The 26,057-nt window shown below is 63.5% G+C and carries 22 protein-coding genes; 9 read left to right on the forward strand and 13 right to left on the reverse strand.

From position 1 onward, the window contains the following. The first annotated feature begins 1 nt into the window (after nt 1). The 6 genes from gspH to KW568_RS05725 are packed head-to-tail and all read left to right on the forward strand — an operon-like array spanning nt 2 to nt 3,500. The gene (gspH, locus tag KW568_RS05700; RefSeq protein WP_004575676.1) at nt 2-433 is read left to right on the forward strand and encodes a type II secretion system minor pseudopilin GspH; all 432 of its coding nucleotides are present in this window, start codon (nt 2-4) and stop codon (nt 431-433) included. Continuing rightward, a complete protein-coding gene (locus KW568_RS05705) occupies nt 430-798 on the forward strand; it encodes a type II secretion system protein GspI (protein WP_004575675.1) in 369 nt (122 codons plus the stop codon). Before gspH ends, KW568_RS05705 begins: the two co-directional genes overlap by 4 nt. Beyond that, a complete protein-coding gene (locus KW568_RS05710; protein WP_004575674.1) occupies nt 795-1,385 on the forward strand; it encodes a type II secretion system protein in 591 nt (196 codons plus the stop codon). Before KW568_RS05705 ends, KW568_RS05710 begins: the two co-directional genes overlap by 4 nt. Continuing rightward, complete coding sequence (locus KW568_RS05715) at nt 1,382-2,458, forward strand: type II secretion system protein GspL (protein WP_004575673.1); 1,077 nt, start codon at nt 1,382-1,384, stop codon at nt 2,456-2,458. The genes KW568_RS05710 and KW568_RS05715 overlap by 4 nt, the downstream gene beginning before the upstream one ends. Continuing rightward, nucleotides 2,455-2,841 (forward strand): type II secretion system protein GspM, encoded by a 387-nt coding sequence (gene gspM / locus KW568_RS05720; protein ID WP_003254992.1) that lies wholly within the window; start codon nt 2,455-2,457, stop codon nt 2,839-2,841. The genes KW568_RS05715 and gspM overlap by 4 nt, the downstream gene beginning before the upstream one ends. Continuing rightward, a complete protein-coding gene (locus KW568_RS05725; RefSeq protein WP_004575672.1) occupies nt 2,838-3,500 on the forward strand; it encodes a hypothetical protein in 663 nt (220 codons plus the stop codon). Before gspM ends, KW568_RS05725 begins: the two co-directional genes overlap by 4 nt. 329 nt (nt 3,501-3,829) lie before the next feature. Here KW568_RS05725 and KW568_RS05730 read toward each other — a convergent pair whose 3' ends face one another. From KW568_RS05730 to KW568_RS05740, 3 genes are all read right to left on the reverse strand, one after another. Then, complete coding sequence (locus KW568_RS05730) at nt 3,830-4,591, reverse strand: siderophore-interacting protein (protein ID WP_004575671.1); 762 nt, start codon at nt 4,589-4,591, stop codon at nt 3,830-3,832. Beyond that, complete coding sequence (locus tag KW568_RS05735) at nt 4,584-5,129, reverse strand: PadR family transcriptional regulator (protein WP_003254989.1); 546 nt, start codon at nt 5,127-5,129, stop codon at nt 4,584-4,586. Before KW568_RS05735 ends, KW568_RS05730 begins: the two co-directional genes overlap by 8 nt. A gap of 89 nt (nt 5,130-5,218) precedes the next feature. Beyond that, a complete protein-coding gene (locus KW568_RS05740) occupies nt 5,219-8,368 on the reverse strand; it encodes a transglycosylase domain-containing protein (protein WP_004575670.1) in 3,150 nt (1,049 codons plus the stop codon). A gap of 389 nt (nt 8,369-8,757) precedes the next feature. On the opposite strand from KW568_RS05740, the gene KW568_RS05745 reads away from it, so the two are divergent. After that, nucleotides 8,758-10,176 carry an amino acid permease gene (locus KW568_RS05745; RefSeq protein WP_003254987.1) on the forward strand — a complete coding sequence of 473 codons (1,419 nt, stop codon included), beginning with the start codon at nt 8,758-8,760 and terminating at the stop codon, nt 10,174-10,176. 36 nt (nt 10,177-10,212) lie between these two features. Here the strand turns inward: KW568_RS05745 and KW568_RS05750 are convergent, their stop codons facing one another. Both KW568_RS05750 and KW568_RS05755 read right to left on the reverse strand, forming a co-directional pair. After that, nucleotides 10,213-11,832: an FMN-binding glutamate synthase family protein gene (locus tag KW568_RS05750; protein WP_004575669.1), complete on the reverse strand. Its 1,620-nt coding sequence runs from the start codon at nt 11,830-11,832 to the stop codon at nt 10,213-10,215. 282 nt (nt 11,833-12,114) lie between these two features. Continuing rightward, nucleotides 12,115-16,395: a DEAD/DEAH box helicase gene (locus KW568_RS05755; RefSeq protein WP_004575668.1), complete on the reverse strand. Its 4,281-nt coding sequence runs from the start codon at nt 16,393-16,395 to the stop codon at nt 12,115-12,117. Nucleotides 16,396-16,531: 136 nt separating this feature from the next. Here KW568_RS05755 and KW568_RS05760 point away from each other — a divergent pair, with 136 nt between their 5' ends. Continuing rightward, nucleotides 16,532-16,945 (forward strand): NUDIX domain-containing protein, encoded by a 414-nt coding sequence (locus KW568_RS05760; RefSeq protein WP_003254983.1) that lies wholly within the window; start codon nt 16,532-16,534, stop codon nt 16,943-16,945. On the opposite strand, the gene metR is transcribed toward KW568_RS05760, so the two are convergent. Continuing rightward, complete coding sequence (metR, locus tag KW568_RS05765; protein WP_003254981.1) at nt 16,929-17,846, reverse strand: transcriptional regulator MetR; 918 nt, start codon at nt 17,844-17,846, stop codon at nt 16,929-16,931. The genes KW568_RS05760 and metR overlap by 17 nt on opposite strands. Before the next feature lie 195 nt (nt 17,847-18,041). Between metR and KW568_RS05770 the strand changes: the two genes are divergently transcribed. Next, a complete protein-coding gene (locus KW568_RS05770; RefSeq protein WP_003254979.1) occupies nt 18,042-19,037 on the forward strand; it encodes an alpha/beta fold hydrolase in 996 nt (331 codons plus the stop codon). Nucleotides 19,038-19,058: 21 nt separating this feature from the next. Here KW568_RS05770 and KW568_RS05775 read toward each other — a convergent pair whose 3' ends face one another. The 7 genes from KW568_RS05775 to KW568_RS05805 form a co-directional block, all read right to left on the reverse strand. Further along, nucleotides 19,059-19,394 carry a GlpM family protein gene (locus KW568_RS05775; RefSeq protein WP_003254977.1) on the reverse strand — a complete coding sequence of 112 codons (336 nt, stop codon included), beginning with the start codon at nt 19,392-19,394 and terminating at the stop codon, nt 19,059-19,061. A gap of 24 nt (nt 19,395-19,418) precedes the next feature. Continuing rightward, on the reverse strand, nt 19,419-20,747 hold the full coding sequence (locus KW568_RS05780) for a sigma-54 dependent transcriptional regulator (protein ID WP_003254975.1): 1,329 nt from the start codon (nt 20,745-20,747) through the stop codon (nt 19,419-19,421). Beyond that, the gene (locus tag KW568_RS05785) at nt 20,744-22,648 is read right to left on the reverse strand and encodes an ATP-binding protein (protein WP_259537865.1); all 1,905 of its coding nucleotides are present in this window, start codon (nt 22,646-22,648) and stop codon (nt 20,744-20,746) included. The genes KW568_RS05780 and KW568_RS05785 overlap by 4 nt, the downstream gene beginning before the upstream one ends. A 68-nt stretch (nt 22,649-22,716) precedes the next feature. Further along, nucleotides 22,717-23,451: an amino acid ABC transporter ATP-binding protein gene (locus KW568_RS05790; RefSeq protein ID WP_003254971.1), complete on the reverse strand. Its 735-nt coding sequence runs from the start codon at nt 23,449-23,451 to the stop codon at nt 22,717-22,719. Next, nucleotides 23,448-24,119, reverse strand: a complete 672-nt coding sequence (locus tag KW568_RS05795; RefSeq protein ID WP_003254970.1) for an amino acid ABC transporter permease — start codon at nt 24,117-24,119, stop codon at nt 23,448-23,450. Before KW568_RS05795 ends, KW568_RS05790 begins: the two co-directional genes overlap by 4 nt. Further along, a complete protein-coding gene (locus KW568_RS05800; protein ID WP_003254968.1) occupies nt 24,120-24,866 on the reverse strand; it encodes an amino acid ABC transporter permease in 747 nt (248 codons plus the stop codon). It lies immediately after the preceding gene. A gap of 145 nt (nt 24,867-25,011) precedes the next feature. Then, the gene (locus tag KW568_RS05805; RefSeq protein ID WP_003254967.1) at nt 25,012-25,929 is read right to left on the reverse strand and encodes a glutamate/aspartate ABC transporter substrate-binding protein; all 918 of its coding nucleotides are present in this window, start codon (nt 25,927-25,929) and stop codon (nt 25,012-25,014) included. Nucleotides 25,930-26,057: the final 128 nt, after the last annotated feature.

Raw genomic sequence — 26,057 nt, forward strand, 5'->3', positions numbered from 1 at the left:
GGTGCGTCATCAGCGCGGCTTCAGCCTGATCGAACTGTTGGTGGTACTGGCCATTGCCGGGCTGGTGACCGGGCTGGCGGTGGCCGGCCTTGGCAACGGCCAGGCCAGTGTCGAGCAGGCCCTGCAACGGCTGGCGGTCGAGGTCCGCGGCCAGGCCGCGCTGGCCCGGCATGCGGGGCAACTGCGCGGGTTGCGCTGGAATGGCCAGCGCCCGGAGTTCGTCCGCCGCGAGGGCAATGCCTGGGTGGTCGAAGCGGTCCCGCTCGGCGACTGGCCCAAGGGCCTGCACCCGGACTGGCCGGCCAGCCCGCAACCGCGCGTGCTGTTCACGCCGCATGGCTGGGCGCAGGCGGGTAGTGTGCGCTGGCGCTGGGCCGATGGCAGTCAGCAATGGGCCTGGAGCCGCACCGATGGCATGTGGGTCGTGCCATGAAGCAAGCACAGCGTGGTTTCACTCTGCTGGAGGTGACCGTAGCCCTGGCAATCGCTGCCGTGCTGGCGGTGATCACCAGCCAGGTGCTGCGCCAGCGGCTGGCCGTTCAGGACAACCTGCAACAGCACCGCCTTGGCCTGCTGTGCGCGCGTGAGCTGCAAGCCCGCTTTGCCGTCGAGCAGTACTGGCCTGCCAAAAACCAGGTAGCCGGCGAGCTCGGCCAAGGTGGCCAATTGTGTCACTGGCAACTGCAACTGCGCCGCACTGGCGTGCGAGACCTGCGCCGTGGCGAACTGCAATTGTTCGCCGACCGCGATAAGCGCCTGCCACTGGGCCAGTACACCGTGTTTCTGGAGCGCCCATGAAACACCGCCAAACCGGCCTGACCCTGATCGAACTGATGGTCGCCCTGGCCCTGACAGCCGTGCTCGGCATCATGCTGGCCGCCCTGGTCAACGGCTGGCTGAAGGTGCGCGAACGCCTGCAGGACACCACTCGGCAAACCTCGGTGCTGGACTTTTGCCTGGCCCTGGAGCGGCGCTTCGACAGCCCGGTGTTGCGCCGTGTCTATGACCAGCGTCTGCCGCTGGCCAGCCGTTGGCTGGACTGGCAGCCCGCCAGCAACCAGTTGCTGTGGGTCGCCAGCACCGGCCTGCCGGCAGCCGAAGGTGGCTCGCGCCTGCAACGCCAGCGCCTGCGGTTCGAGGCCCGCGAGCAACGCCTGCTGCTGGAAAGCTCGGCGGACTTGTACGCCGCCGTCGCCCCGCACTGGGTACAGCGCGAACGACTCGACCAGGTCAGTGCCATGAACGTTCTGTACTACCAGGGCGGCCGCTGGCTGGCCTGGCCTTCTGACCAACCGGTGCACCCAGGCCGTGGTGTGCGTCTGGAACTGCTGCGTGATGGAGCCTCCTATGTCTGCACCTTCGCCCTTCCATGGGGGCGCTCATGAAATTTGAATGGCGGCGGCGTATGCCGGCCCAGGCGTGGCTGCTGGTGCGCCCGGGTACTGTCTGGCATTGGGCGCTGGTCCAGGACGGTATTTTGCAAAGCCAGGGGCAGGGCGAGCCACCGGCCAACCCGCAGGCCCATGTTGCGCTGGTCCTGCCTGCCGAGGCGTGCAGCCATTTTCGCGTGCCGGCCCCGCCCGGGCTCAAGCGCGAAGAGTGGCCTTTGCTGCTTGAGGATCGCTTGCTGCAGGCCCCGCATGAGGTGGCCTGTGCCTGCCTGGCCCGTGAACCCGGGTACCTTCGTCTGCTGGTAGTGGCGCGTCAGCAGCTGGATGACTGGCGTGGCCAATGTGCCGAATGGGGCTTGCAGACGGTGCGTTGCTGGGCGGAGCTGCAGCTGCTGCCATCACCCGAGCCAGGATGCGCCTGGCAATGGCAACGCACCCCCGGCCTGTCCCTCTACAAAGGCTTGGCCGAAGACGGACAGGAGCACTGGCTGGCATGGCTTGATGCCTTGGGTGGCGTGCCGCAGCCACCGTGGGCAGGGCTGCACAAGACGTCGCTGAACGGCAATTGGCCAACCGTATTTGCGCCGCTCGCCACATTGCCTGGCCTGTTCGAGCGCGCCCGCAAGGTGCGCTCGTTGCCGGCGGCCTCCCGCCAGCAGCAGCGGCTGCTGGCAGCTTGCCTGGTGCTGGCCACCGTTTGGGGTGGCCTGTGGGTGAGCCAGCAATGGCGTCAGGCGCAACTCTGGCGCAACCAGGTCGTTGCCGTGACCGGCGAGCAGGCCAGCCCTCGGCACGCGGCACAGGCCCTCAAGCGCCTGCGCGAGAGCGTACTGCAGCAGCAACTGCGTACACGTCAGCTAGACGACCTGCAGGCTCGCTTGCAGACCTGGCTGCGTGCCAACCCCGGCTTGCGCCTGCAAGCGGTGCGCTTCGATGGTCAGCGTTGGCACCTGCGCCTGGAGGGCGAGGGCAGTGCGCCGCCATGGCGTGATATGGCGGCTGCCGCTGGCGCCACAGTGCAGGTTCAAGAAGGCCAAGTGATCTTCGACCTGGGAGCAGCCTCATGAACCGGGACTGGCTACAGCGTCATCGCTTCACGTTCGCCTGGGGACTGATCGCCCTGCTGCTGGCCTTCCTGGCCCTGCGCGAAGGCGTTGCGCAATGGCGCGTGCTTGGCCAGTGGCGTGTGCTGGCCGAACAGGCGGCCAGCCTGCAAGGCGGGCCCGGTTTGAACCTGGAGCGGCTACGTCAGTCGGCCCAGGCCCGTGGGGTTGAACTGACCGAAGTCGATACGCAAGGCAAGGCCTGGCAACTGCGCGGGCAGGTGGCCGATGAGCGCATGCTGCAAGGCTGGGTGCAGAGCCTGCGTGCAGAAGGCGCACTGCCGTTGCAATGGGGACTGGAGCAGCAGGGCAAGGGTTTGCGATTTGATCTGGTGGTGCAGCCATGAGCCGCAGTGCAGCAATGGCCTGGGTGTTACTGGTATTCGTGCTCACGCTGTTTATCGAGCTTCCGGCCAATTGGGTGGTGCGTGCGTTCGGCCTGCCGGTACGCGATGTCGGTGGAAACCTCTGGCAAGGGCAGGCACAACAATGGGGGCCGGTCGGGCCTTTGCGCTGGACGCTGCAGCCCTGGCGCTTGCAGGCGAATGCGCAAGTGGGGTTCCAGGGGCAGGCCTGGCAGTTGCGTGCAGAAGGCTGGCCCTGGCGTTGGCGGCTGGAGGCATCAGCCAAGGGGCCTTTGGCGACGGTCTCGACGGATTACCGCCTGGCCGGCCAGTGGCAGGGTGTGTTGAGGATGCAGGGGGCAGGGCGGCAATGCCAGGCCAGTGAAGGCCGCGTGATCGTAACCGACCTTGCCCTGAGCGACCCTTGGTCCCTAGGCCTTGGGCACGGCTGGCTGGAAATGGATTGCCGCAGTGGCTGGCACCTGCGCGGGCAGTTGGCGCAGCAAGGGCAACATCAACTGGCCGTGGATGCCGACCTGGCAGGACGCCAGGCGCAGGTGGTGTTCCAGCTGCAGCCTGAAGCGCAGTTGACGCCATTGTTGCGTGGGGCCCAATGGCTTGGGCCGCAGGCCTTGGCGGGGCAGCGAGACCTTCGTTGGTAAGCAACAACGTGGCGCGGCCTCCTGTAGGTACGCTGCGAGCGGTCGAGCTTTTCTGAGGTGCTCGGGGCTGAAGCGCTTGGTCGTATCGATGGTGCATACCCGCGAAGCAGGCGGCGCGTTGCGTGGCACCGGCTGCGCCGGTGTTCGCGGGTGAACCCGCTCCTACAACGGCCTGTGCCCAACCGCCGATTTGTGCCCAACCGCCGATTTGTGTCCAACCACCGATTTGTGCCCAACCGCCGATTTGTGCCCAACCACCGAGTTGTGTCCATCCCCGATCAGTGTAGGAGCGGGCTTGCCCGCGAAGACGGCAGATCAGGCAATCACGATCACTCGTCGTCGGCAGTCCCGTTGGCCCGCCAGTAGGCTGCAGCCTTTAGCGCGTCTTCCTTTACCCCTTTCTCCAGCAACAACGCCTTGGCCTGGCGAGTCAGGGCTTTTTCCAGCGCTACCCAGGCATACAGCCGGCCTTGCGGCAAGCTCAGGTTCCGCACCAGTTCCAACAAGTCTTCCTCTTGGCGACGTACCCAGATCACTTCCACCTGCGCCTTGCTTGGCAGCGGCTGGCGCTCGTGCTCGTCTTCGATCTGGATGACTGCCAGCACCTGGCGGCCCGCCGGCAACTCCTCCAGCCGACGGCCAATGGCCGGGATGGCAGTTTCATCACCGATCAGCAGGTAGCTGTCGAAAATATCCGGCACCACCAGCGAGGCCCGTGGCCCTGCGATGTCCAGGGTTTGCCCGGGCGCGGCTTGCGCGGCCCAGGTAGAGGCAGGGCCGTCGCCGTGCAGCACGAAGTCGATGTCCAGCTCATGTGCCACCAGGTCGATGCGCCGTGGTGTGTACTCGCGCATGGTGGGCCGCGCGCCACCGTCCTTGCCCAGGTTGCGGGCCTCGATGGCCTGTTGTTGCTCCGGCGTTTCGGCGAACAGCAGCTTGATATGGTCGTCGCTGCCCATGCTGGTAAAGCCTTGCAGCTCGGCACCCCCCAGGGTGATGCGGCGCATGCGCGGGGTCAGCTCGGTGACCCGCAGCACCTGCAGACGGCGCTGGCGGATCTCGTGGTTTACGCGGTGAATGGTGTCACTCATGGGGCGTCTCCCTGAAAGGTTCGGTGGGCCCGGAGGCGATGGCCTTGGCGGTATGGTTGAGCAGGTCACGGACCCGTTCGATTTCTTCCACTGTCCAGCGGCCGCTGTGCATGTGCAGTGCATGGCGCAGGTTGCCGACCGCTTCATGAATCTCTGGCGGGCGGTCGTGGCCGCGCAGGGCGCGTTTGCTGACCTCGATGCGCATGCGCACGCCATCCAGGGCTACTGCCTGATCCGCCAAGGCGCTGCGGCCGGCATCGGTGATGGCGTAGAGGCGTTTGCTGCCTTGTACCTGGCCGCTGATCAGTTCGGCCTCTTCGAGGAAGTTCAGCGTGGGGTAGATCACCCCAGGGCTTGGGCTGTAGCTGCCGTCGAACAGATTTTCGATCTGGCGGATCAGGTCGTAACCGTGGCCGGGCTGCTCGGCCAGCAAGTCCAGCATCAGCAGCTTGAGGTCACCCGGGGCGAAGACACGCGGGCCGCGCTCGCCACGGGCGGGGCGCCGCTCGAAGGGATCATGAGGGGGATGTTCGCGCATAAGGATAGGGCTCCGTCGTTTGCGATATATCTTAAGATATTACTCAAGATATATCTAAAGACAAGCCTTTAAATGCTGATGATTATCATCTACTGCGTCGATGTGTTCCCTGCCGGTGGCGGTGTGTGCAGGGCAACCTGTGGCGGCTTGCATTCATTCGGATTGCCCGGCTGCAGGTATGGCATGAGGATCGGTGCCATGCCCTTGAGCACCTGCACTGGCAGCGCCGAAGTAAATTTGAACGCTTCTGCCGTGCGACCCGGCACGAAGGCGGTCAGCGTGCCGAAATGGTTGTCGCCGAGGAAGAACACGAAGGTGGCGGTGCGGTTCAGCGAGCGCGAGCCGATCAGCCGGCCGCCGGCGCCAAAGCTCTCGATTCGGTTGTCGCCGGTACCGGTCTTGCCGCCCATCACCAGTGGGGTGCCGTCCTGCAGCTTGAAGCTGCCGGAAATACGCCGCGCGGTACCTGCATCGACCACTTGCGACATGGCGCCTTTGAGTGCACGCGCCACTTCGACTGGCAGAATTCGCACGCCCCGGTCCGGGTCTGTGATCAACTTGGTCTCGTAGGGTGTGTTGGCTGCGAAGTGCAGGGTGTCGATGCGCAGGGTCGGCAGGCGAACACCGTCGTTCTGGATGATCCCGACCAGTTCGGAGAGGGCAGCAGGGCGGTCGCCGGAGCTGCCGATGGCGGTGGCCAATGAGGGCACCAGGTGGTCGAATGGATAGCCCACGCGTTTCCAGCGTTGGTGGATGTCGAGGAAGGCTTCGATTTCGACCATGGTGCGGATGCGGCTGTCACGGGCGCCCTGGTAGCGGCTCTTGAACAGCCAGCCGTATACCTCCTGGCGTTCGAAACGGCTGGCGTTGATCATCTCGGTCAGTGTCGAGCTTGGGTTCTTCAGCAGGTAGCCAAGCAGCCACAGGTCCAGCGGGTGGACCTTGGCGATGTAACCCTGATCAGGCAGGTCGTACTTGCCGGGGCCGTAAGCTGCGTACATCTCTGACAGACGGCCATCGGTCAGTTTGCCCAACACGGCCTTGTCGCCCTTGAGGTGGGCACGCACGAAGGCGTTGAAGGTTTCCTGGCCTGCCTCGGGGAACAGGTAGCGGTGTACCGCCGCCAACCGCTGCGGGGTCACGCGCATGCTGTCGAGGAAGGTGTCCAGGCGTTGTTGCGAGGTTTTACGCTGGTACTTCTTCCAGAAGCGCATCAGGTAGTTGGTGCCTTCCTTGTCGGCAAAGCGCGCAAGGTATTCCTGGCGGCGCGGGTCGGCATCGTCCTTGAGCAGTGGCACGCGGTTGTACGGCTGCTGGTAAGTCACGTAGCGCACCAGGTCGCGCATCAGGCGGATGAACGGCAGGTTGATCGACTCGCGCAGTGCATCCTTGAGTGTCGGGTTGCGGTTGTTGTCTTCCTTGCGGAAGTTGTTGAATACATGCATCCCGCCACCGGTGAAAAACGCTTCGCCGGTGTTGGCCGAGTACTTGCGCTCGAGCGCGGCGTCGAGCATGGCGTCAAGGCTCTGGTTCTTGCTGTTCAGCGCCAGCCATTCCAGCGACCATTGCGTGATGCGGTCGAGTTCGGCCACTTCGACCTTCTTCAGCTCGGCGGCAGGTTTGCCGGCGTACTTGTCGTGCAGCTCGGCGATAATTTCAAGGTAGGTGGTCAGTACCCGCAGCTTGGCGGTTGAGCCCAGCTCCAGCTTACTGCCTTCGTTGATGTCGAAGGGCTGGTTGGTGCTGTCGGTCTGCACCCGGACCCGCGAGCCATCGGCGGTGCGTTCGAACAAGGTGAAGCTGTAGCTCACTTGGTCGGTGGTCTTGGCAGTGAGCAGCCGCTCGCCGATCAGGCCGATCTGTGCGGCAAACTCCGGGTCGGCAAGGTTTTTCAGGTACTGGCTGATCTGCAACTGCAGGTCGGCCTGCAAGGTACTGGTGGCTGACAGGTCGAGGCGGTCGAGGTCGTACAGCGGGCGATTGAGCATGGCCGACAGGCGGTTGCGTGCCAGGCTGATGCCCTTGTTGGTAATGATCGGTACGATGGTCGGCTGCGCGACCCAGTCGCGGTACACCGCCTTGCTGGCCAGCGCGGCATCGGCCAGTGGCTGATCGATGACCTTGTTGGCGGCGAGCACGCGGATGTGCGCGTCGGTCAGTTCGGCCAGCTCGACCCGGCCCTTGGACAAGTAATGCGAGGGGCGGCGTTGGGCAATCATCAGCGACAGCACCTGGCGCAGGGCCAGGCCGCGTGCGGCCATGCTCTCGGGGTCGGTGGCGGTGGCGTTCAGGGCCTGGTTGACCTGGTCGAAGTCGGCGCCGTACCACACCCGCAGGCCCTCGGCCATGCCATGTACTTCACCATGCCCAGGCACAGCCGACAGCGGTACGCTGTTGAGGTAGTCACGCACGATGCGCTGGCGTGCCTCGGTGGTGTCGGGGCCGCCCTGGTAGGCACGCACGCTGGCAGAAATCATCTGCCGGATTTTCTCTGCGCCCGACACCGTCAGGCCGTCGGGTGAGTGGCGATATTTCTCCAGCTGCGTGGCCAGGGTGCTGCCGCCGGCAGACTGGCCGGGCAGGGCCAGGTACTTGGCGACCTGGCTGTAGGCGGCCTTGGCAAAGCGTGGCCAGTCCACTGCCGGGTTGTTACGTGGGTCCTGGGTATCCAGCAGGTCGCGGTTTTCGATGAACAGCAAGCTGTTGACCATCACGGGAGGGATCGCTGCAAAGTCCGGGTACAGGTGCTGGGGGTAGTTGTACTGGTACAGCGTGTCGCCGCGGCAGTCGGTGATCGACAGGCCGGCCTGGATTTTCTCGATATAGGGCGCGAACAGCCCATGATCGACGTAGTTCATCAATGCGGGTGAGAACTTCACCTGTTCGCTGATGAGGTAGTCGCGCTTGAGCAGGCGTGGCAGGAATTCACCCAGGGCGCTATAGCCCAGGCGTTTGTCGAACGGCCCATCACCGGGATAGATGATGGCATCGCTGGGTCCGGGTTGCAGTGAATAGGTCAGTGTACCGGCCAGTTTGCTGAACTCGCGCGATTGCAGTTCGGAGGTACGGAATTCGTCATACGCGGCAACACCTATGGCTACCAGTGCCACCAGCAGGATGAGGATGATCAGCCGCCACCATAGCCGACGCTGACGGGGGGACTTGGGTTGTGGCGTCTCGGCCGGAGGTATCTCGGGTGCTTCCGTTCTGCTTGGTTCCGATTGCCACAGTGCGCCCATAGTCTTCTATCCGGCCAAGTATTTTCGTCTTGCTTGTCTGAAGCTTAGACGTTGAGTGGATAGGGTGAAAAATTTGTAAGAAGAAGGAAAGTGGTGAGGGGCTATGCGGCTTTGGTGTGGGTTCCTTCAACGGCCGATGTTGCTATGGTGCCCCGGCGATTTTTGGGGCGGGTAGCGGCCCCAGAGTTCTAGCCAAATTTCTGCATATATACAGTGAAAACTCCTACAACGGTCTTCCTATACTGCTCGCCCCCTTCGCCTTGCCGGGCGCTCTACTCCGGCACACGGGCCGGTCCACAAGGCCAGCCTGGCAAGCCAATGCCACGCCTATCGGCTTGGTCGCGGCGGCACGAAGGTCAAATCCAATAACAAAATGAGGTTGTATTGCTATGCCAGTCGGCAACCACTCTGCCCACGGCCAGGCCACAGAAGGCGGCCCGCTCAAGCGTGAACTGGGCGAACGGCACATCCGCCTGATGGCGCTGGGCGCCTGTATCGGTGTCGGTCTTTTCCTCGGTTCGGCCAAGGCGATCGAAATGGCCGGTCCGGCCATCATGTTGTCCTACATCATCGGCGGCCTGGCCATCCTGGTGATCATGCGCGCCCTTGGTGAAATGGCCGTGCACAACCCCGTCGCCGGCTCGTTCAGCCGTTATGCCCAGGATTACCTTGGCCCATTGGCGGGCTTCCTGACCGGCTGGAACTACTGGTTCCTGTGGCTGGTGACCTGTGTTGCCGAAATCACGGCAGTGGCCATCTACATGGGCATCTGGTTCCCCGACGTTCCGCGCTGGATCTGGGCCCTGGCGGCGCTGGGCAGCATGGGCGCGGTCAACCTGGTGGCGGTGAAGGCTTTTGGTGAGTTCGAGTTCTGGTTCGCGCTGATCAAGATCGTCACCATCATCGCCATGGTGCTTGGCGGCATCGGCATCATTGCCTTCGGCTTTGGCAATGACGGTGTGGCAGTGGGGATCTCCAACCTGTGGAGCAACGGCGGCTTCATGCCCAATGGCGTGACCGGCGTGCTGATGTCGCTGCAGATGGTGATGTTCGCCTATCTGGGTGTGGAAATGATCGGCCTCACCGCCGGTGAAGCACGCAACCCGCAAAAGACCATTCCCCAGGCCATCGGCTCGGTGTTCTGGCGCATCCTGCTGTTCTACGTCGGCGCGTTGTTCGTGATCCTGTCGATTTACCCGTGGAACGAAATCGGCAGCCAGGGCAGCCCGTTCGTCATGACCTTCGAGCGCCTCGGCATCAAGACCGCTGCCGGCATCATCAATTTCGTGGTCATCACGGCGGCGCTTTCGTCGTGCAACGGCGGCATCTTCAGCACCGGGCGCATGCTCTATAGCCTGGCGCAGAACGGCCAGGCGCCGGCGGCCTTTGCCCGCACCTCGAAGAACGGCGTGCCACGCAATGCGCTGCTGCTGTCGATCGGCGCGTTGCTGCTGGGCGTGCTGGCCAACTACCTGGTGCCAGAAAAGGTCTTCGTCTGGGTGACCTCGATCGCCACCTTCGGTGCGATCTGGACCTGGGTGATGATCTTGCTGGCGCAGCTGAAGTTCCGTGCCGGTCTTACCACGGCCGAGCGCAAGGCACTGAAGTACCGCATGTGGCTGTGGCCGCTGAGCTCGTATCTGGCACTGGCCTTCCTGGTGCTGGTGGTCGGGCTGATGGCGTACTTCGAGGACACGCGTGTGGCCCTGTACATCGGCCCGGCGTTCCTAGTGTTGCTGACAGTGCTGTATTACACGTTCCGCCTGGCGCCGAAAGACGCACAAGGTGTGACGAGTACCGCCTCCTGACCTGACGTGGGGCCGCTTTGCGGCCCCAGCGTTCTCTCAGGCCGCCACTTCGCTGTGCGGCTCGAAACTGTCCGCCCGGGCCAGTTGCCACATCCGCGAATAGAACTGCCCGTTCACCTCGCCGGTCAGCAGCTCACCTGGCTTCAAAAACACATGCATCTGCGAGAACAGCTTGATCTCGGTGGCTGAAATGCGCCGCACCAGGTGCTTGGCCTCCAGTTGTGCCGGATGCTCCAGGCCGGCCGCCGCCAGCATTTCTGCCAAGGCACGCAACGTGTTGTGATGGAAGTTCAGCACCCGCTGGGCTTTGTCGGGCACCACCAGCGCACGCTGGCGTAGCGGATCTTGCGTGGCCACACCGGTCGGGCACTTGTTGGTGTGGCAGCTTTGCGACTGGATGCAGCCGATGGCGAACATGAAGCCCCGTGCCGAGTTGGCCCAGTCGGCGCCAATGGCCAGCACGCTGGCGATGTCGAAGGCGCTGACAATCTTGCCGCTGGCGCCCAGCTTGATCTTGTCGCGCAGGTTCAGGCCGACCAGGGTGTTGTGCACGAACAGCAGGCCTTCACGCAGTGGCACGCCGATATGGTCGGTGAACTCCACGGGCGCTGCGCCGGTGCCGCCTTCCTTGCCATCGACGACGATGAAGTCGGGCAGGATGCCGGTTTCCAGCATGGCCTTGGCGATGCCCATGAATTCCCACGGGTGGCCCAGGCAGAACTTGAACCCCACTGGCTTGCCACCGGACAGTTCACGCAACTGGGCGATGAACTGCATCATTTCGATCGGTGTCGAGAAGGCGCTGTGGCGCGACGGTGAGATGCAATCCTCGCCCATCAGCACGCCACGGGTTTCGGCAATTTCCTGGGTGACCTTGTGTTTGGGCAGTATGCCGCCATGGCCAGGCTTGGCACCCTGGCTCATCTTGATCTCGATCATGCGCACCTGAGGGCTGCGCGCCTGGGCCGCAAAACGTTCGGGATCGAAGCGCCCATCTGGCGTGCGGCACCCGAAGTAGCCGCTGCCCAGTTCCCACACCAGGTCACCACCGTGCTCGCGATGGTAGGGGCTGATGCTGCCCTCGCCGGTGTCATGGTGGAAATTGCCCAGTTTGGCGCCCTGGTTGAGCGCACGGATGGCATTGGCGCTGAGTGAGCCGAAACTCATGGCCGAAATGTTGAAGATCGACGCGGAGTACGGCTGGCTGCACTGCGGCCCACCGACGATGACGCGGAAGCTGGCTGGGTCGGCCAGCGGTGCCGGGCGCATGGAGTGGCCGATGAACTCGAAACCGGATTCATATACGTCGATCAGGGTGCCGAAAGGTTTGTCCGAGGCTTCGTTCTTCGCCCGGGCATACACCAGCGAACGCTGGGCGCGGGAGAAGGGCAGGGCATCGCTGTCGGACTCCAGCAGGTACTGGCGGATTTCCGGGCGAATGGCCTCGACCAGATAGCGGATGTTGCCAAGAACCGGGTAGTTACGGCGGACGGCGTGGCGCTGCTGCAGCAGGTCGAACAGGCCGATCAGGCTGAGAATGCCTGTGGTCAGGGTGAACGGCCACAACCATTCGTGGTGGCTGAAGGGGAGGCTCGCCAGGGTGAACAGCACACAGGCGGCGAAGAAGGCATAACGACTGAGAAGTGACAGGCTCATACAGGGTCCTTGCGATGGCGCGGTCAGGCTCAGGGCCTGGGGGCAAACCCCGACCATAGCCAAGTTGCCGGGCACTGCAAAATAAAATTGGGGTAGCGAAAATCATTCTCGACCCGAGCCAAATTGCCTGGTCGCAACGCAGATCGGTGGTGGACACACATTGATGATTGGGCGCAGGCCGTCGTAGGCGCGGGTTTACCCGCGAAGGGGCCGGGCCTGCTGGCCAATTTCACCCGCCGTTCACCGTTGCCGCCGCCACCGTATTCGCGGGTAAACCCGCTCCTACAGGGTGTCGCGCAGCAGTTTTTGCCGCCAGCTTTCCTGATCCTGTGCGGACGCCTCGACCAGATACGCGTAACGCCCGGCCATCCGCACCGCCACCGGTATCCCGTCGCGATACAGAAGCCGGTTGCCAATCACTGCCGGCACTTTCGCCCCGGGCAGCAACGAGCCGATCAGGTTCAGCGGGTCACCGGCGCTCACCACCTGCAGCGTTCCGTCCGGTTCACGTCGTCTCACTTGCCGCAGCAATACTACCGCCTCAGGCAAGGCGAACTGTTCACCGGCCAGCCCGGCAATGAAGCGCCCGCCCCGGATCTCGCCACGCGCTTCCAATCGGTGATAGCAGCGCAGCAGCTCACGCCAGGGCGGCAGTACATCACTCTCGCGCGCCAACAGCCGCCAGCAGATCACGCCATAGCGGCGCAGCAGCGTGCGGGCAATGTGCTCCAGGCGCTGGTCGTGATCCGGTGGCGCATCGCTGCGGCGCAGCAGGGCCCAACGTCCGGCATGCGCCATGCTGCTGGAAAGCGGCGGGTGGCCTCGGCGGCTGTTACGTGAGCTGCGCTTGGTTGCAGGCGTGATCAGGCTGCGCAAGCCAGTGAAACTGTCCGCCCCGGCCAGGCCCGAGCCCACCAGCTCCTGCAGTGCAGTTTCCAGTTCACTGGGCAGCAGGTGTGCCTCATGTGCCAGTTCATCGAAGAACAGCGCACCCTGGGTTTTCAGCGCTTCGTGCACACGTTGCGCACGTAGGCCAAGGGCGTCGACAGCAGGTGCGGGCGCCAGGCTGCGCCACGTGTTCAACTGGTCCCGCGGCAGCAACACCAGTGGGGTACTGGTCAACGTGCTGCTCGCCACTGTTGCCGCCAGCCGGCTCCAGGCAAACTGGCCGCTTCGGCAGGCTTCGTCGAGCCAGTGCGGACTGTAGTCTTTGATACGCGCCGGCAGCAGCTCCGCCTCCCAGGCCGCTGCGGCGCTGGGGAACCCTTGTAACCGGCCCAGCACTTCGGCCACCGCCTGCGGACCACGCAGGCGCTCGTCAGGCGCCAGGTGCTGCCAATCGAACAGAAAGCGCATGAAGTCTTGCAGGCTGACCGGTTCGATCTCGCGGCGCAGGCGTTTGACCGTGTAGCGGTGGATGCGCGCCAGCAAGTGGCGTTCGCACCATTGCAGGTCAGTGGCACCTGGGCTGAAATGCCCGCGCAGCACATAGCCTTCGGCTTCCAGGCGGGCCAGCGCCTGTTCGATATCGGTTACCGGTTTGCCCAATGGCGCAGCGATTTGCGCCAGGGTCTGTGGGCCATGGCCGCTCAGGCGGGCGCGCAGCAGTTCGCTCAGTGCGTTGTCGGGCTCGATGGGCTGGTCGAAGCCAGCGAGCCGTTCGAGCGCTGGCTCCCTGTGCGCTGTGGGGTACAGTGCCAGCAGCAGGTTCAGGCGTTCGCGGGCCAACCAGAGCTTGTCATCGGGCAGGCGCAAGGCACGCCCGGCCTTGGCCAGCTGCCTTAGCAGCACATCCCAGCAGGGGTTGGCATCTACCTCGACCTGACCGATGGCACCCAGGCTCATCAATGCTTCGTGCATTTCGTCGGGATTGGCCGGCTGTGGCCAGGCCTCGGCCGCTACGGCAGCAATGGCATCAGCGTCCAGCGCGCCCAGGTCGTCGCTACTGTGCACGTCGTTCCAGCGCCGGTTGAGTACCGCCTGGGTACGTCGTTCTTCCAGTGGCGCATCGTCCAGAAAGGCATAAGGCCGGGCATTGAGAATCGCTGAAGCCAGCGGCGAGGGGGCGGGCAAATCCCTGCACAGCAAGCGCACTGCACCGCTTTCCATGCGCCGCAGCAGGGCCAGCCAGCCTTCGCTGTCCATTGCCTCGTGCAGGCAATCGTCAAGGGTTTGCTCGACCAGCGGATGGTCGGGAATCTGCCGCTCGCCGACGATGTTCTCCAGGCAGGCGATCTGGTCGGGGAACACGGCGGCAACCAGGTCCTCACTCTTCATGCGCTGGATTTGTGGCGCCACCTTGCGTCCGCCCACAAAGCGCGGCAGTGCCATGGCCACGCCTGCATTCCAGCGCCAGCGCACGCCAAACAGCGGTGCATCGAGCAGGGCCTGGATGAGAATCGGCTCGGCGCTGCGGCTGTTCAGGTAACGCCACACTTCGTCCAGCTCGAAACTGTGGCTGGTCGACAGAGACAGCACGATGGCGTCCTCGCTGGCGGCAGCCTGCAGTTCGAAGTTGAAGGTGCGGCAGAAGCGCTTGCGCAGGGCCAGGCCCCAGGCGCGGTTGATGCGGCTACCGTAGGGTGAATGAATGATCAGTTGGGTCCCGCCGGACTCATCGAAAAAACGTTCCATCACCAGCGTATCCTGCGAGGGCAGGGCGCCAAGCACTTCACGGGTGCGGGCCAGGTAGTCGAGCAACTGGCCCGCACAAGCTTCGTCCAGTTCGAAGGTCGCCTGCAACCAGGCCAGTACCTCCACCGTGTCGCCGCCTGCCTGCGCCAGTTGCTGGTCGATTCGCGCCTGCAGCCGGGCCACGGCGGCAGACAGCTCGTCACTGCGCCCCGGCGCTTCACCCAGCCAGAACGGAATGGTCGGTGGCAGGCCATGAGCATCCTCTACCCGCACCCGGCCCGGCTCGACGCGCAGAATGCGATAGGAGGCGTTGCCCAGCTGGAAAATATCGCCGGCAATGCTTTCCACGGCAAAGTCTTCATTGACGCTGCCGATGTTCAGCGCCTGCGGTTCCAGCAACACGGCGTAGTCGGCGTTGTCGGGGATGGTGCCGCCGCTGGTCAGCGCGGTCAGTTGGCTGCCACGTCGGCCACGCAGCGTGCCGCTCACTGCGTCACGGTGCAAGTAGGCACTGCGCACACCCTGGCGGCCGTTGTAGCCCTCGGCGAGCATGCGCAGCAGGGCCTGGTAATGGTGCTGGTCAAGCTCGGCGTAAGGTGTGGCCTGGCGCAGGCAATCCAGCAGATCCTGTTCGTGCCAGGCCTGGTTGCTGGCTTCTGCGACGATCTGCTGGGCCAGCACATCCAGCGGTGCCCGGGGGATGTGCAGTGCGTCCAGTTCGCCCTGTCGAACGCAGTCAAGCAAGGCAACGCATTCGATCAGGTCATCGCGTGAGGTGGGGAACAGGCGCCCCTTCGGCACACCATCGACCTGGTGTCCAGCGCGGCCAACCCGTTGCAGGAAGCCGGCAATCGAGCCCGGCGAGGCGATCTGGCAGACCAGGTCGATATCGCCGATATCAATGCCAAGCTCCAGCGATGCGGTCGCGACCAGCACCTGGAGCTGGCCGCTCTTGAGCCGCTGCTCCGCATCCAGGCGCAGCGCTTTGGACAGGCTGCCATGGTGTGCGGCAACCGCCTCCTTGCCCAGCCGGTCGCTGAGGTGGCGGGTGATACGTTCGGCCAGGCGCCGGGTATTGACGAATACCAGCGTGGTGCGGTGTTCACGGGCAAGGGTGGCCAAGCGGTCATACACCAGGCCCCAGACATCAGTGGCCATCACCGCCCCCAACGGTACCGGCGGCACTTCGATGGCCAGGTCACGCTTGCGGGCATGGCCGATATCGACAATGGCGCAGGGGCGCCCGCTACCCACCAGAAACTGCGCCACCCGTTCGACCGGGCGTTGGGTAGCGGACAGGCCGATCCGCCGCAGTGGCTTTTTGCACAAGGCTTGCAGGCGTTCCAAGGTCAGGGCCAGATGGGCGCCACGCTTGTTACCGGCCAAGGCATGGATTTCGTCGACGATTACCGTGTGCACATAGGCCAGGCCTTCACGGCCAGACGCCGAGCCCATCAGCACGTAAAGCGATTCGGGGGTCGTCACCAGAATGTGCGGGGCCAGCTTGCGCATGGCGGCGCGTTCCTTCTGCGGAGTATCGCCGGTGCGTACCGCCGTGGTGATGCGTGGGGCGTTCAGGCCTTGCTCTGCAATGGCTTGGCTGATGCCTTCGAGCGGGGCCTGCAGGTTCAGACGAATGTCATTGGACAGGGCCTTCAGAGGTGAAACGTAGATCACCAGTGTCTGTGCGGGCAGTTCGCCCTGGTGCTTCATGCCTTCACGCAGCAGCTCATCTAGCACGGCCAGAAAAGCGCTCAGGGTCTTGCCTGAGCCGGTCGGCGCGGCCAGCAGCATGGATTGCCCGGCGTGGATCAACGGCCAGGCCTGTGCCTGGGCATCGGTGACCGTGGCGAAGCGGCGGCGGAACCAGGTGCTGACGGCAGGGTGGAACAGCTCGAGCACCGGGTGGTGTTTGGCGGGCAGGTTCATGTGGTGTTTATGGAGGGTGTGCAACAGGTTGGCAAGGGGCCGCTCGTCTGCCAGGCCGACACAGGAATGACCGGCCTTGTCAGGCCAATGACCCCATGGGATCCTCGCGGGTCATTTTATTCAGCGAGCCCACTTCATGCCCAACATCATCCGCATCGCCGCCGCCCTGCTGATCGACCCTCAGGGCCGCACGCTGCTGGTGCGCAAGCGTGGCACCGAGGCTTTCATGCAGCCAGGCGGCAAGATCGATGCCGGTGAAACGCCGGTACAGGCGCTGGTGCGCGAGTTGCAGGAGGAACTGGGCCTGCGCATCGACCCGGCTCAGGCCATGCACCTGGGCCAGTTCAGTGCCCCCGCCGCCAACGAACCAGGCTTCGAAGTGCAAGCTGAACTGTTCCGTGTCGACAGCGCCGCTGCCGTGGTGCCGGCCGCAGAGATCGAGGAGGTGGTCTGGCTGGCTGCAGATCAGGCGCCCGTCATGCCACTGGCTCCCCTGACCCGCGACTTGATCCTGCCGCTGTATCGCCAGGCGCTCAACGCACCGCGCTGACGCCGTCGAGGGTAGCGAACGAGGTGTCCTTGGCCGTCAGCAAAAAGTCGCGCATGTACGGGGCATCGAGCATGTCGGTGCGTACGGCGGCATAAAGCGTGGCAAACAAGCCTTTCTCGCCCAGGCGTTTGCCCTTCACATAGCCGCGCGAGCTGTACTCGTGCAGCGCCCAATGCGGCATGCCGCATACGCCACGGCCGCTGGCCACCAGCTGCATCATCATCACCGTCAGCTCCGAGGTACGCACGGCGGCTGGCTCGATATCGGCCGGCTCCAGGAAGCGCGTGAAGATGTCCAGGCGATCGCGCTCCACCGGGTAGGTGATCAGCGTCTGGTCGAGCAAGTCTTGCGGCACGATGTAAGGCTTGCTGGCCAGCGGGTGCTGGTTGGCCACTGCCAGCATCGCCTCGTAGGTGAACAGCGGCACATAAGTGATGCCTGCCAGGTCCACCGGGTCGGAGGTCACCACCAGGTCAAGGTCGCCGCGGGCCAGGGCCGGTAGCGGGGCGAAGGCAAAGCCCGAGGCCAGGTCCAGTTCCACTTCCGGCCAGGCATCACGGAACTGGTCGATGGTCGGCATCAGCCACTGGAAGCAGCTGTGGCATTCGATAGCCATGTGCAGGCGTCCGGCAGTGCCTCCGGCCAGGCGTGCGATGTCACGTTCGGCGCTGCGCAGCAACGGCAGGGTGGCATCAGCCAGTTGCAGCAGACGCAGCCCGGCGCTGGTGAAGCGGATTGGCTTGGTCTTGCGCACGAAAATCGGGAGGCCCAGGCGCTCTTCCAGCTCCTTGAACTGGTGCGACAACGCCGACTGTGTCAGGTGCAGGCGTTCGGCGGCCTCCACCAGGCTGTCGGCTTCGCGCAGGGCATGAAGGGTTTTCAGGTGACGGATCTCCAGCACAGATGACTCCGGGGTGTGGAATTGAAGAAACAGGGAATGAATTGAGTTTCTCTCATGATGCGGCATCTGTCGACTGGGCGATCGTCGCACCGCCTGGCGGGAGTCATGAAACTGTCACCGAACTGTGGCAGCGCGCCCGAACAGAATTCATCAGACTCGCGCTCTACTGGGGATCTGCATTCTGGTGTTTCTTTCATGCGGGCTTTTTGGCTTTTTCTTTTCTTCCTGTTCAGCGTTCCGGCGAGTTTCGCCGAACAGCGCTGTGACGCCCAGGTGCCGGTGCAGCGTGCCGAACTCGGTGCCGTCAGCCTGGTGTACCAGAGCGTCGGTGCGCCACGCGACCCGGCCTTGCTGCTGGTCATGGGCTTGGGCGGACAGCTGATTCATTGGCCAGATGATGTGGTCGAGGCATTGTGCCGCCAAGGTTTTCGGGTGATCCGCTATGACAACCGCGATGTCGGCCTGTCACGCTGGAACCAGGTACCACCGCACGCCAACCTGACGCTCGAACTGTTGCGTTACAAGTTGGGCCTGCCCGTGTCGGCGCCCTATACGCTGACTGATATGGCCGATGACGGCTTGCGCCTGATGGACGCGTTGGGCGTGCGCCAGTTTCATGTATTGGGGGTGAGCATGGGCGGCATGATTGCCCAGCACCTGGCGGCGATGGCGCCTGAGCGTGTGCGCAGCCTGACGCTGGTCATGTCCAGTTCAGGGGCGGCGGGGCTGCCGGCGCCGGCCCCGGCGTTGGTGCAGTTGCTGGCCCGGCGCAGCGCGCCGAACCGTGAAGTGGCTATCGAGCAGCAGGCCGACCTGCTGGCGGCCCTGGGCAGCCCTGAGGTACGAGACGACCGCGAAGTGTTGCTGCAGCAGGCGGCGCAGGCCTACGACCGGGCGTTCAACCCTGACGGGGCCAAGCGCCAGATCATGGCGATACTGGCCGAGCCGAGCCGCGTCGAGTTGCTCAACCAGTTGCGAGTGCCGACCCTGGTGGTACACGGCACGGCTGATCCGTTATTGCCGGTGATGCATGGCGTGCACCTGGCGGCGCATATCCAGGGCAGCCAGTTACGCTTGATCCCGGGGTTGGCGCACCGTTTTCAGGAGCCGTTCAAGGCGCCGTTACTGGGGGCGGTGTTGCCTTATTTGCAGGCGCACAGGCAAGCGGTCACGCACATCGCAGGGCTCTGAATCTGCGCTGGCTGCTTTCGATCAGTGCATCCGCACCCACACAGTCACCAGCACGGTCGCGGCGATCAGCCAGGCCAGCGTGGCCAGCGCCATCGATGCCTCGAGGCGCAAGCGGTCGACCAGTACATACAGGGTTGCCAGGTACACGAAATACGGAATGATCGACCACATGCCAAACAGGATGGTGGTCTTCAGGTCGGCAATGCTGCGCCCCTTGCCGACGATGTAGTGGGCAATCAGGGCGAAGGTGGGGAACAGCGGCACCAGCCCTGCGATGTAGTAGTTGCGCGTTTTCGACAGCACCGCCAGCAACAGCACCACGCCTGCGCCCAGGGCCGCTTTGAATACCAGGTCCACGTTGTTTTCCAGTTTGGGTTCAAGTCAGCCGAGGCCGTATTTTTTCACTTTGTCGAACAGCGTGGTCTTGGCCATGCCCAGCTCCTGGCTGGCCTGGCTCAGGTTGCCGCCCGTGCGTTGCAGGGCATCAGTGAGCAGGTTGCGTTCGAATGCTTCCACCGCCTCGGCAAAAAGCAGGCCTTGGTTGGCACCTCCGCTGGGGCCTTTCTTGAATGCTGGCAGGCCGAGGGCATAGCGTTCGGCCACGTTGCGCAACTCGCGCACGTTACCCGGCCAGTCATGGGCCATCAGGCGCGACAGGGTCTGACTGTCCAGTGTCGGTGTTTCGCGGTCGAAGCGCAGGGCCGACTGCTGCAGGAAATGTTCGAACAACTGCAGGATGTCTTCACGGCGCTCACGCAGCGGCGGCAGCTCCAGGGTGACCACGTTCAGCCGGTAATACAGGTCGCTGCGGAACTGGCCGCTCTGGCCCAAGGCATCGAGGTCGGCCTTCGTCGCGGCGATCACCCGGCAATCCACCGGGATGCTCTGGTTCGAGCCCAATCGCTCCAGGGTGCGCTCCTGCAGCACGCGCAGCAGCTTGATCTGCAGGTTGATCGGCATGCTCTCCACTTCATCGAGGAACAGCGTGCCGCCATTGGCGTGTTCGATCTTGCCGATGCGGCGTTTGCCGGCTCCGGTGAAGGCGTTGGCCTCGTGGCCGAATATCTCGCTTTCAAACAGGTTTTCCGGCAGGCCGCCACAGTTCAGTGCCACGAACGGGTGGCTCTGGCGACGGCTGAAGTCGTGCAGGCAGCGCGCGACCAGCTCTTTGCCGGTGCCGGTCTCACCTTCGATCAGCACGTTGGCTGAGGTGTCGGCGACGTTGGCGATCAGTTCGCGCAAGTGCTCCATGGCCGGTGAGCGACCAATGATGCGTCCCTCCAGGCTGCTCTGCTCGGCCAGCTGGCGGCGCAGGGCCACCACTTCGCGTGACAGCCCGCGCTGTTCCAACGCGCGGCGCACCACATCGACCAGGCGCTCGGGGGAGAACGGTTTTTCCATGAAGTCGTAGGCGCCGTTACGCATGGCGCCAACGGCCATGTCGATATCGCCATGGCCAGTGATCAGCACCACCGGCAGGCTGCGGTCACGGGCCTTGAGGCGATTGAGCAGCTCCAGGCCATCAATACCCGGCAGGCGGATATCGCTGACGACAATGCCGGCGAAATCGTCGCCGATGCGTTCCAGTGCCTGTTCGGCGCTGCCCACGCCCTCGCAGGCGATATCCTCCAGGGCCAGCGCCTGCTGGCAGCCGAGCAGCACATGCGGGTCGTCTTCGACAATCAGGACGGTAAGAGGCGCTTGGTTCATGGATGCTCTGCCGATTCGCTAGGGGGGGAAACCAGGGGCAAGGCCAGGACGAAGGCTGTGCCGCCGGTGGCGGGATGCTCGACGTTGAGGCTTCCCTTGGCGGCGGCGGCAAGGGAAGCCGACAAGGTCAGGCCCAGGCCCAGGCCATGCTCGCCCGGTTTGGTGGTAAAGAAGGGTTCGAACAGGTGCTTGCGCGCTTCGGCGTCAATGCCGTGGCCGTTGTCGCGCACCTGCAAACGGTACTTGTCGCCCTGCAACTCGCCTTCCAGCCACAGCTCAGGCTGCGGTTGCGCGGCCATCGCGTCAAGGGCGTTGCCGATCAGGTTGACCAGAATCTGCTCCAGGCGGGTCTGGTCGATGGCCAGTTGCTGGTCCTCGAACTGATGGTGCAATTGCAAGTGACAGGCACTGACGCGGTTGGCCAGCACCTGCAGGGTGGCCTCTACCGCCTTGGCCAGTGAAGCCTGGCCGCTGTCATCGCCGCGCCGGGCGAACGAGCGCAGGCTGGCGGTGATGCGGCCCATGCGGTCGATCAGGTCATTCATGGTGCGCAGGTTGGTGCTGGCGGTTTCCAGCGCCCCGCGCTCAAGGAAGCGCACCGTATTGCCAGACAAGGTGCGCAGCGCAGCCAAGGGTTGGTTCAGCTCGTGGGCAATGCTGGTAGACATTTGCCCGATGGCGGCCAGCTTACCTGCTTGCACCAGCTCATCCTGGGCGTGGCGCAAGGTCTGTTCGGCATGCCGGCGCTCGCGAATCTGGCCCTTGAGGCGTTCGTTGCTGGCGCGCAGGTCGGCGGTGCGTTCGGCAATCCGCCGCTCCAGCTGGCTGTTGGCCTCTTCAAGGGCTTCGCGGGCCGCCAGGCGTGTGGCGATCACTTTGCGCCGCTCGTTCCAGGCAATGCCGAGGATCGCCAGCAAGGCAAAGGCCACGCCCACCAGAATGCCCTGCACCATGGATTCGCGACGCAGGTCCTGCAGTGGGGTCAGCAGGGTGAAATGCCAGGGCGTGTCGACCAGGCGGCTGGTTTGCGCCAGGTACGCCACTTCGTGCGGTTTTCCATGAGCGGTTTCGGTGTTGGCCGGGAAGGTCAGCTTTTCCACACCATCGGCCAGGGTTTCCCGCGCCAGAGGCTGCAATTCGTTCAGCGGCCACCAGTAGTATTGCAGGCTTCGCGCCAGGCGCTCCTTGATTTGCGGGGTCAGCGGGCGCACCGACTTAAGACGGCGGGCCGGGTCGCTGGAGAGAATGATGATGCCATTCTCGTCGCTGACGAACGCCTCCAGGCGGGCACGCTGCCAGCGCTCCTCGAGGGTGTCCAGGCGCACCTTGATCACCGCAACGCCTATGATCTTGCCGTGCTCCTCAAGCCCATGGGCCAGGTAATAGCCAGCCTCGCCAGTGGTACTGCCGATGCCGTAGAAACGCCCGGGCTCGCCGCGCACGGCAGTCTGGAAGTAGGCGCGGAACGACAGGTCTTCACCCAGGAACGAGTCGGCATCGCGCCAGTTGCTGGTGGCCTGCACCCGGCCATTGGTGTCGAGGACGAAGATGGCCCGACTGCGACTGCGACGGTTCAGGCCTTCAAGGTATTCGTTGACCGTCTGGCGTGAAGCGCCGTCCGGGTCGGTGAGCAGGTGCGAGACGCTGTCTTCCAGCTCCAGCAGGCTCGGCAAGTAGGTGTACTTGCTGATTTCGCTTTCGACCGTGCGTGCATGCAGCTCCAGCTGGCGTTCGCCGTTTTCGCTGAGGGCGCGGATACCATTGCTCTCGCTGAACAGGTAGCCAGCCATTCCCAGGCCGACCATCAGCAGGATGATCAGTGGTGGTAACAGCAATTGACGGATCAGGCGGGAATTCACGGCAGGCTTGGCAGGGCGAAGTAGCGAGGGATCGCATTTCATCACAGTGGCCTTGTTACGACCAGCTTCCGCTGCCTGGTGGGGCCGTGGCAGCGGAAGCTGTGGCCGGGTCAGTGCTGCAGGATCTTGCTGAGGAAGTGCTGGGTGCGCTGGTCGCGGGCGCTCTGGTCACCGAAGAACGCTTCCTTGGTGCAGTCTTCGATGATGCTGCCCTTGTCCATGAAAATGACCCGGTTGGCGACTTTGCGGGCAAAGCCCATCTCGTGGGTTACGCACATCATGGTCATGCCTTCTTGGGCCAGTTGAACCATCACGTCCAGTACCTCGCTGACCATTTCGGGGTCCAGTGCCGAGGTGGGTTCGTCGAACAGCATGACGATCGGGTCCATCGCCAGGGCGCGGGCGATGGCCACGCGCTGCTGCTGGCCACCGGAGAGCTGGCCGGGGTGTTTCTTGGCATGGGCACTGAGGCCTACACGCTCGAGCAGCGCCAGGCCCTTCTTGGTGGCTTCCGCCTCGCTGCGGCCCAGCACCTTGCGCTGGGCAATGGTCAGGTTCTCGGTGATGGTCAGGTGCGGGAACAGCTCGAAGTGCTGGAACACCATGCCTACTCGCGAGCGCAGCTTGGGCAGGTTGGTCTTCGGGTCGGCAATCGAAGTGCCATCGACCACGATGTCGCCCTTCTGGAACGGCTCCAGCGCGTTGACGCACTTGATCAGGGTGGACTTGCCCGAGCCCGACGGGCCACAAACCACCACTACCTCACCTTTCTTGACCTCGGTGCTGCAGTCGGTCAGTACCTGGAAGTCGCCGTACCACTTGTTGACGTTCTTGATGGAAATCATACGGTGATCCTTTTTTGCAGGCGCTTGACCAGCCACGAAGCGGAGAAGCTGATGAGGAAGTAGACGACGCCGGCGAAGATCAGGAACTCATGGGAGCGCCCGATGATGTCGCCGTTGGAGCGTGCCGAGTTGAGGAAGTCGACCAGGCCCACGGTGTATACCAGCGAGGTGTCCTGGAACAGGATGATGCTCTGCTGCAGCAGCAGCGGGGTCATCTTGCGGAAGGCCTGGGGCAGGATGATCAGGCGCATGGTCTGCGCGTAGTTCATGCCCAGCGCTTGCGCGGCGCCCATCTGGCCCTTGGAGATCGACTGCACACCGGCGCGGACGATTTCGCAGAAATACGCGGCCTCGAACATCATGAAGGCGACCACGCAGGAGGTGAAGGCACCCACCGGGGTATCTTCGCCGGTGATCCAGCGCAGCACGAACGGGACCGCCAGGTAGAACCAGGTGATCACCAGCAGCAGCGGGATCGAGCGGAAGTAGTTGACGTAGGCGCCGGCCACGTTCGACAGCAGTTTGCTCGACGACAGGCGCATCAGGGCCAGGATGGTGCCCAGCACGATACCGCCGATGACGCCCATGACCATCAGTTTGAGGGTCATGACCATGCCCTCCCAGAGGGCAGGCAGGGCAGGGATGATTTCGCTGAAATCCATTTCCATTTACTTGCCCCCCACGGAAATCAGGCCAGGCACGGCGACTTTCTTCTCGATCATGCGCATGAGCAACATCAGGCCCATGTTCAGGGTGAAGTAGATCAGCGTGGCCAGGGTGAACGCCTCGAACAGGTTGGCGGAAAACTCTGCGGTCTGTTTGGTCTGCGCCAGCAGCTCCATCAGGCCGATCAGCGACGCCACCGAGGAGTTCTTGAACACGTTGAGGAACTCGGAGGTGAGCGGCGGAATGATGATCCGGTAGGCCTGCGGCAGCAGCACATTGTTGTAGATCTGCGGGAGGCTGAAGCCCATGGCGCGGGCGGCAGCTTCCTGGCCTTTGGGCAGCGCCTGAATACCGGTACGCACTTGCTCACAGACGCGTGCGGCGGTGAACAGGCCCAGGCAGACGACCACGCTGATCAGCGCCGAAGTGGTCGGGTTGAGGTCCTGCTTGAACCATTCCTGCAAGCCTTCTGGCAGAAGGTCCGGTACCAGGAAGTACCAGATGAACAGTTGCACCAGCAGTGGCACGTTGCGGAACAGTTCCACGTAGGCGGTGGCGATACCCGATACCAGGCGGTTCGGTACGGTGCGCATGACACCGAGGACTGACCCCAGCAGCAGCGCGATGATCCAGGCGGTGATGGCGATGGCGATGGTCCAGCCCAGGCCGGTGATGTACCAGTCCAGATAGGTTTCGCTGCCCACGCCGGTGGACTTGAAGAACACGCCCCAGTCCCAGTTGTAATTCATCGGGATTTCCCCTCAGACGGTTGTTTCACGGGCACCTTCGAGCATCCGGGGGCGCAAGGCGCCCTCGGATGAAAGGTTAGACACTAATGAGTGGCCTGCAGAATTGATTCGTGCTTGTGAGCACCAGGCCACTATTTGCTGAGGATCAGGACTTCTTCTCGTCCGCAGCCTTGTCGGTCGGCTCGGCGATCAGTTTTTTCAGCTCTTCGCTCATCTGGAAGTTGAGGTTCAGGCCTTTAGGCGGGATCGGCTGCATGAACCACTTGTCGTAGCTCTTGTTGACTTCGCCCGACTTGAAGTAGGCCACGATGGCGTCGTCGACCGCTTTCTTGAACGCAGCGTCTTCCTTGCGCACCATGCAGCCGTAGATTTCGTACGACTGTGGCGTACCGGTGATGACCCAGTCGGATGGCTTGCGCGCCTTGGCCATTTCACCGGCGAGCAGGGCGTCGTCCATCATGAAGGCCACGGCGCGGCCGCTTTCGAGCATGTTGAAGGCTTCACCGTGGTCCTTGGCGGAAATCACGTTCATCTTCATCTGCTTGTCGGCGTTCATCGCCTTGAGGATGCGCTCGGAGGTGGTACCAGCGGTGGTCACCACGTTCTTGCCGGCCAGGTCCGGGAAGTCTTTGTATGCAGGCTGACCGTCCTTGACCTTGGTCAACAGGCGGGTACCGACTTCGAAGATGCCGACCGAGAAGCCGACTTGCTGCTGGCGCTCGACGTTGTTGGTGGTGGAGCCGCACTCCAGGTCGACGGTGCCGTTCTGCACCAGCGGAATACGGGTTTGCGAGGTGACCAGGTTGTAACGGACCTTGATGTCCGTGCCCAGTTGCTTTTTCAGCGCGTCGACGACGGCCAGCTGGATGTCATGCGAGTAACCGACGGGCTCGGGTTTGCCGGCCAGGTAGGAAAATGGAATGGAGGAGTCGCGGTGCCCCAGTGTGATGGTGCCCGATTCCTTGATCTTCTTCAGGGTGCCGGTGAGCTCCTCGGCCATGGCCGGCGAAGCGATGACTGCAGCCGCGATGGCTGCGCCCAGCAATTGACGAACGATACGCATCAAATTTTCCTCGACGTGTTTGTTTTTTTTATGGAGCCGTTGGCGGACTCTTCGTTCAACGAATACAGCAAGAAGCGGGTGCATTCGGCTACCAAGTGTAGAGCATGACTCGTGCCAAGCCTTGCTGT

The sequence above is a fragment of the Pseudomonas sp. HD6515 genome (genome assembly GCF_024971855.1).
GTDB classification, from domain to species: domain Bacteria; phylum Pseudomonadota; class Gammaproteobacteria; order Pseudomonadales; family Pseudomonadaceae; genus Aquipseudomonas; species Aquipseudomonas alloputida.

Excerpts from the sequence above, each read along its gene's own strand:
- KW568_RS05780 (WP_003254975.1), bottom strand. The coding sequence starts at position 20,747 with ATGAACCAAGCGCCTCTTACCGTCCTGATTGTCGAAGACGACCCGCAT.
- KW568_RS05785 (WP_259537865.1), bottom strand. The coding sequence starts at position 22,648 with ATGAAATGCGATCCCTCGCTACTTCGCCCTGCCAAGCCTGCCGTGAAT.
- KW568_RS05735 (WP_003254989.1), bottom strand. The coding sequence starts at position 5,129 with ATGCGCGAACATCCCCCTCATGATCCCTTCGAGCGGCGCCCCGCCCGT.
- KW568_RS05790 (WP_003254971.1), bottom strand. The coding sequence starts at position 23,451 with ATGATTTCCATCAAGAACGTCAACAAGTGGTACGGCGACTTCCAGGTA.
- KW568_RS05740 (WP_004575670.1), bottom strand. The coding sequence starts at position 8,368 with ATGGGCGCACTGTGGCAATCGGAACCAAGCAGAACGGAAGCACCCGAG.
- KW568_RS05715 (WP_004575673.1), top strand. The coding sequence starts at position 1,382 with ATGAAATTTGAATGGCGGCGGCGTATGCCGGCCCAGGCGTGGCTGCTG.
- KW568_RS05750 (WP_004575669.1), bottom strand. The coding sequence starts at position 11,832 with ATGAGCCTGTCACTTCTCAGTCGTTATGCCTTCTTCGCCGCCTGTGTG.
- KW568_RS05795 (WP_003254970.1), bottom strand. The coding sequence starts at position 24,119 with ATGGAAATGGATTTCAGCGAAATCATCCCTGCCCTGCCTGCCCTCTGG.
- KW568_RS05705 (WP_004575675.1), top strand. The coding sequence starts at position 430 with ATGAAGCAAGCACAGCGTGGTTTCACTCTGCTGGAGGTGACCGTAGCC.
- KW568_RS05710 (WP_004575674.1), top strand. The coding sequence starts at position 795 with ATGAAACACCGCCAAACCGGCCTGACCCTGATCGAACTGATGGTCGCC.
- KW568_RS05760 (WP_003254983.1), top strand. The coding sequence starts at position 16,532 with ATGCCCAACATCATCCGCATCGCCGCCGCCCTGCTGATCGACCCTCAG.
- KW568_RS05745 (WP_003254987.1), top strand. The coding sequence starts at position 8,758 with ATGCCAGTCGGCAACCACTCTGCCCACGGCCAGGCCACAGAAGGCGGC.
- KW568_RS05800 (WP_003254968.1), bottom strand. The coding sequence starts at position 24,866 with ATGAATTACAACTGGGACTGGGGCGTGTTCTTCAAGTCCACCGGCGTG.
- KW568_RS05730 (WP_004575671.1), bottom strand. The coding sequence starts at position 4,591 with ATGAGTGACACCATTCACCGCGTAAACCACGAGATCCGCCAGCGCCGT.
- KW568_RS05770 (WP_003254979.1), top strand. The coding sequence starts at position 18,042 with ATGCGGGCTTTTTGGCTTTTTCTTTTCTTCCTGTTCAGCGTTCCGGCG.
- KW568_RS05805 (WP_003254967.1), bottom strand. The coding sequence starts at position 25,929 with ATGCGTATCGTTCGTCAATTGCTGGGCGCAGCCATCGCGGCTGCAGTC.
- KW568_RS05755 (WP_004575668.1), bottom strand. The coding sequence starts at position 16,395 with ATGAACCTGCCCGCCAAACACCACCCGGTGCTCGAGCTGTTCCACCCT.
- gspM (WP_003254992.1), top strand. The coding sequence starts at position 2,455 with ATGAACCGGGACTGGCTACAGCGTCATCGCTTCACGTTCGCCTGGGGA.
- KW568_RS05725 (WP_004575672.1), top strand. The coding sequence starts at position 2,838 with ATGAGCCGCAGTGCAGCAATGGCCTGGGTGTTACTGGTATTCGTGCTC.